Genomic DNA, 2,651 nt, shown 5'->3' with positions numbered 1-2,651 from the left:
TCATCAAAGTTAGTGCTAGCAGTATATTGATCACCATTGCGCGGGAAATAGTTAGCATAGCCATTGATAATGTTATAGTAATTTTGAGTAAGCAAGTATGCCTTGGCTCTTTCTGTATCGTCAATTACCAACCCGCGTTCGCGAAGAAGCTGTATCTGCTCATCAATAGTTTTAAATTCTTTCAAAAGAAAAAAGCCTCCTCCCAATAATGGAGAAGGCTTTTCCTTCGCACCGATCCCCGTAGAGATTTCGGCACTCACTTTAAGTGTCTCCATTATAAAGCTATAACACTATTATGTCAATCTGGAAAATGTAAATTTATACTTTCAAAAAATATCAAGTGTCTAAAATATACGAAAAAAATTCCAGAATAGTATATAAAAGTTTCATAAAACTACAATTTATAGTAGAAAACTAAAATATCACATGTATAATTACAATTATACATAATTATTTATCCATCACGATTAGTGTGTGATACTTTCAGTTCTGACTCGTTTTCGGTTGCCCCCGGTGGCGGGATTTTTTTTTATTATAAAAGTGAAGTTCATCAGAAATTATATAGCAATAAAAAATTGAAACTGGGATAAATCAATATCCATTTCATCATGAGCATGTAACATTTTTTCTAAGAGGTCAGCCTGCTCTTCACTTGTAAAATCATTTCTTTCAATATGGGATAGTTCGTGCAGGACAGCTTTTAATTGCCGCTTATGACAAATATTTTGATTCACTAAGATAGTATAGCTGCCATCATCATTTGCATGGGTAAGTGCACAAATTCGTGAGGGTAAGTTATGATATATTAAAATAATGCTCAATCATTCTTTCCTTCTTTCGCTTTCAGACCATTGATAAGATTTAGCACGATATCGACATCTTCCTTTGTTAGATCTTTCGACGCATCAAACAAGATGCGTCCATTGGGATTAGTACGAAGCTGTTCAGCCATTGCGGCTACTTCGGGATCCATGTAATATTCAATATCTGTTGGAGATGAATCATCTAATAGATCCATAGGAGATATATTTAAAGCTCTAGCTAATTGAACCATATTTTTTCTAGTCATATTTGCAACTTCTCCAGATTCCCAACGAGAGACGGTTCCTACGTTTACCCCTACTTTGTCAGCTAATTCTTTCATAGTTAAGCCTAGTTTTATTCTAGCATCTTTTATTATAGCTTGTACATTTTTCATAAGATGGCACCTCTTTTTAATATTGGGTATATTATATCGTCTTATTTGCAAAAATGCAATATAAAATTAAATAAATTGCATATATGCATTGACACGATTAAAAACTGAGGTTATAATGTTTGCATAGATGCAAATGAGGGGAGGTGATAATATGTTTCATGTTGATAAATTTAAATATATTGTAAGTAAAAAAGGATTTACTTTAGAAAATGTTGCAAATATGTTGGGGATCAATCAATCTACGTTATATAGGAAAATGAATGGATACAGTGACTTTACAAGAAATGAAATTACAATACTTCGTGAAAGACTACACCTTTCTTTTAACGACACCGAAGAAATTTTTTTTGCTCCTTAATTTGCATATATGCAAATTAAGACAATGATTGACTATAAACGAGAGGAGGTGAGAGAGATGGAAAATCAAAGTAATGTAACCGTCAAGGGTGTTCAGGAGTTTGACGATGCCGTAAAGACGTTTAATGATTCCGTATCGGCAATGAAGCAAGCAGCATACGAACTCGCAAGACTGGGGGCACATATTGAAATTGATGTAAATGATTTATGGAAAAGCCGCCAATAATGTCAGTTATCAGCGGCAATGGTGGCTATTTTGAAATCTCATGAACAATATTTTCTAAAGCATGTTTAACGTCGGCACCTAAATTGTAAAACAGTTCAAATGTTACCTTGTCAATTTTAGTTTCATCCTGAAGTAACGTATGTTTATAATCCGATTCAAACTGTTCGATAATTTTAAGTAATTTATATTTTTTATCTTCGTCCATAAATAATCACCTCCTTTGAGGTGATTATACCACGAAAGGAGGCGAACACATATGGAATCTACTCTTACAGTAGAGGCAGCAGCAAAAATTTTACATGTCAGCCCTCAGTTCATACGCTGTGGGCTGAAAGCCGGCAAGTTGCCATTCGGTACGGCACTTGATATGAATGGCCGTGGCAAGCGATATCGGTACATCATCTATCCAAAACGGCTGCAGGCTTTTATGGACGGAAATTTGTAGATGGAAAGGAGGAGCCAATGAAGTGCACTCAATGCGGGCGAAAGATACTTGACGGTGCCTACATGGTAGTCAGGCAGAATGACCAATTCGTGCCCGTACATCGAGACTGCCAGAAGTGCCCGTCATACAGCGCTCCGCGACATAAGAAAAAAACACGGTGCAGAGTGACCAAGGCTTTGCGGAATTACAGAGAGGAGCATAAAAATGAAAACGATAATGCCGTGGATTAACTCCAGGCACCCACAGAATAAAGTCATTGAAGAACCGGATCCGGAATTTGACCGCTACATGCGGCAAGCTGAAATATATCAAGAACTCAGTGATGAAGCCGACCGTGCTATGGCATTCGCAATTATCTTAGGCGCCTTGCTTTTCGGAGTACTCATGATTATCACTGCAATGTACCGCGACGGCATGATTATGAT

The 2,651-nt window shown here is 36.8% G+C and carries 8 protein-coding genes and 1 pseudogene; 5 read left to right on the top strand and 4 right to left on the bottom strand.

The genetic code is table 11. The annotated features are described in order from the left end of the window. From AB840_RS15080 to AB840_RS15920, 3 genes and pseudogenes are all read right to left on the bottom strand, one after another. A pseudogene (locus AB840_RS15080) lies at positions 1-260 on the bottom strand (hypothetical protein); the annotation flags it as partial. Between the two features lie 297 nt (positions 261-557). Next, positions 558-821 (bottom strand): hypothetical protein, encoded by a 264-nt coding sequence (locus tag AB840_RS15075; RefSeq protein WP_048515643.1) that lies wholly within the window; start codon positions 819-821, stop codon positions 558-560. Then, entirely contained in the window at positions 818-1,198 is a 381-nt protein-coding gene (locus AB840_RS15920) for a helix-turn-helix domain-containing protein (protein ID WP_053078222.1), read from the bottom strand. Before AB840_RS15920 ends, AB840_RS15075 begins: the two co-directional genes overlap by 4 nt. A gap of 151 nt (positions 1,199-1,349) precedes the next feature. Here AB840_RS15920 and AB840_RS15065 point away from each other — a divergent pair, with 151 nt between their 5' ends. Both AB840_RS15065 and AB840_RS17355 read left to right on the top strand, forming a co-directional pair. Next, on the top strand, positions 1,350-1,556 hold the full coding sequence (locus AB840_RS15065) for a helix-turn-helix domain-containing protein (RefSeq protein ID WP_048515642.1): 207 nt from the start codon (positions 1,350-1,352) through the stop codon (positions 1,554-1,556). Positions 1,557-1,613: 57 nt separating this feature from the next. Next, the gene (locus AB840_RS17355; RefSeq protein ID WP_159445854.1) at positions 1,614-1,781 is read left to right on the top strand and encodes a hypothetical protein; all 168 of its coding nucleotides are present in this window, start codon (positions 1,614-1,616) and stop codon (positions 1,779-1,781) included. A 25-nt stretch (positions 1,782-1,806) separates the two neighbouring features. Here AB840_RS17355 and AB840_RS15060 read toward each other — a convergent pair whose 3' ends face one another. Then, positions 1,807-1,986, bottom strand: a complete 180-nt coding sequence (locus tag AB840_RS15060; RefSeq protein WP_048515641.1) for a hypothetical protein — start codon at positions 1,984-1,986, stop codon at positions 1,807-1,809. A 51-nt stretch (positions 1,987-2,037) separates the two neighbouring features. On the opposite strand from AB840_RS15060, the gene AB840_RS15055 reads away from it, so the two are divergent. The 3 genes from AB840_RS15055 to AB840_RS15045 form a co-directional block, all read left to right on the top strand. Continuing rightward, entirely contained in the window at positions 2,038-2,226 is a 189-nt protein-coding gene (locus tag AB840_RS15055; RefSeq protein WP_048515640.1) for a helix-turn-helix domain-containing protein, read from the top strand. Positions 2,227-2,243: 17 nt separating this feature from the next. After that, entirely contained in the window at positions 2,244-2,456 is a 213-nt protein-coding gene (locus AB840_RS15050; protein ID WP_048515639.1) for a hypothetical protein, read from the top strand. Beyond that, positions 2,431-2,651 (top strand): hypothetical protein (locus AB840_RS15045; protein WP_048515595.1); only part of this gene is annotated, 221 nt, incomplete at its 3' end. The genes AB840_RS15050 and AB840_RS15045, both read left to right, overlap by 26 nt.

Origin of the sequence: Megasphaera cerevisiae DSM 20462, from assembly GCF_001045675.1 — a bacterium.
Classification (GTDB): domain Bacteria; phylum Bacillota; class Negativicutes; order Veillonellales; family Megasphaeraceae; genus Megasphaera; species Megasphaera cerevisiae.
The sequence above is the reverse complement of the archived record's forward strand: the minus strand, read 5'-3'. Positions and strand labels throughout refer to the sequence as shown.

Excerpts from the sequence above, each read along its gene's own strand:
- AB840_RS15920 (WP_053078222.1), bottom strand. The coding sequence starts at position 1,198 with ATGAAAAATGTACAAGCTATAATAAAAGATGCTAGAATAAAACTAGGC.
- AB840_RS15065 (WP_048515642.1), top strand. The coding sequence starts at position 1,350 with ATGTTTCATGTTGATAAATTTAAATATATTGTAAGTAAAAAAGGATTT.
- AB840_RS17355 (WP_159445854.1), top strand. The coding sequence starts at position 1,614 with ATGGAAAATCAAAGTAATGTAACCGTCAAGGGTGTTCAGGAGTTTGAC.
- AB840_RS15060 (WP_048515641.1), bottom strand. The coding sequence starts at position 1,986 with ATGGACGAAGATAAAAAATATAAATTACTTAAAATTATCGAACAGTTT.
- AB840_RS15055 (WP_048515640.1), top strand. The coding sequence starts at position 2,038 with ATGGAATCTACTCTTACAGTAGAGGCAGCAGCAAAAATTTTACATGTC.
- AB840_RS15050 (WP_048515639.1), top strand. The coding sequence starts at position 2,244 with ATGAAGTGCACTCAATGCGGGCGAAAGATACTTGACGGTGCCTACATG.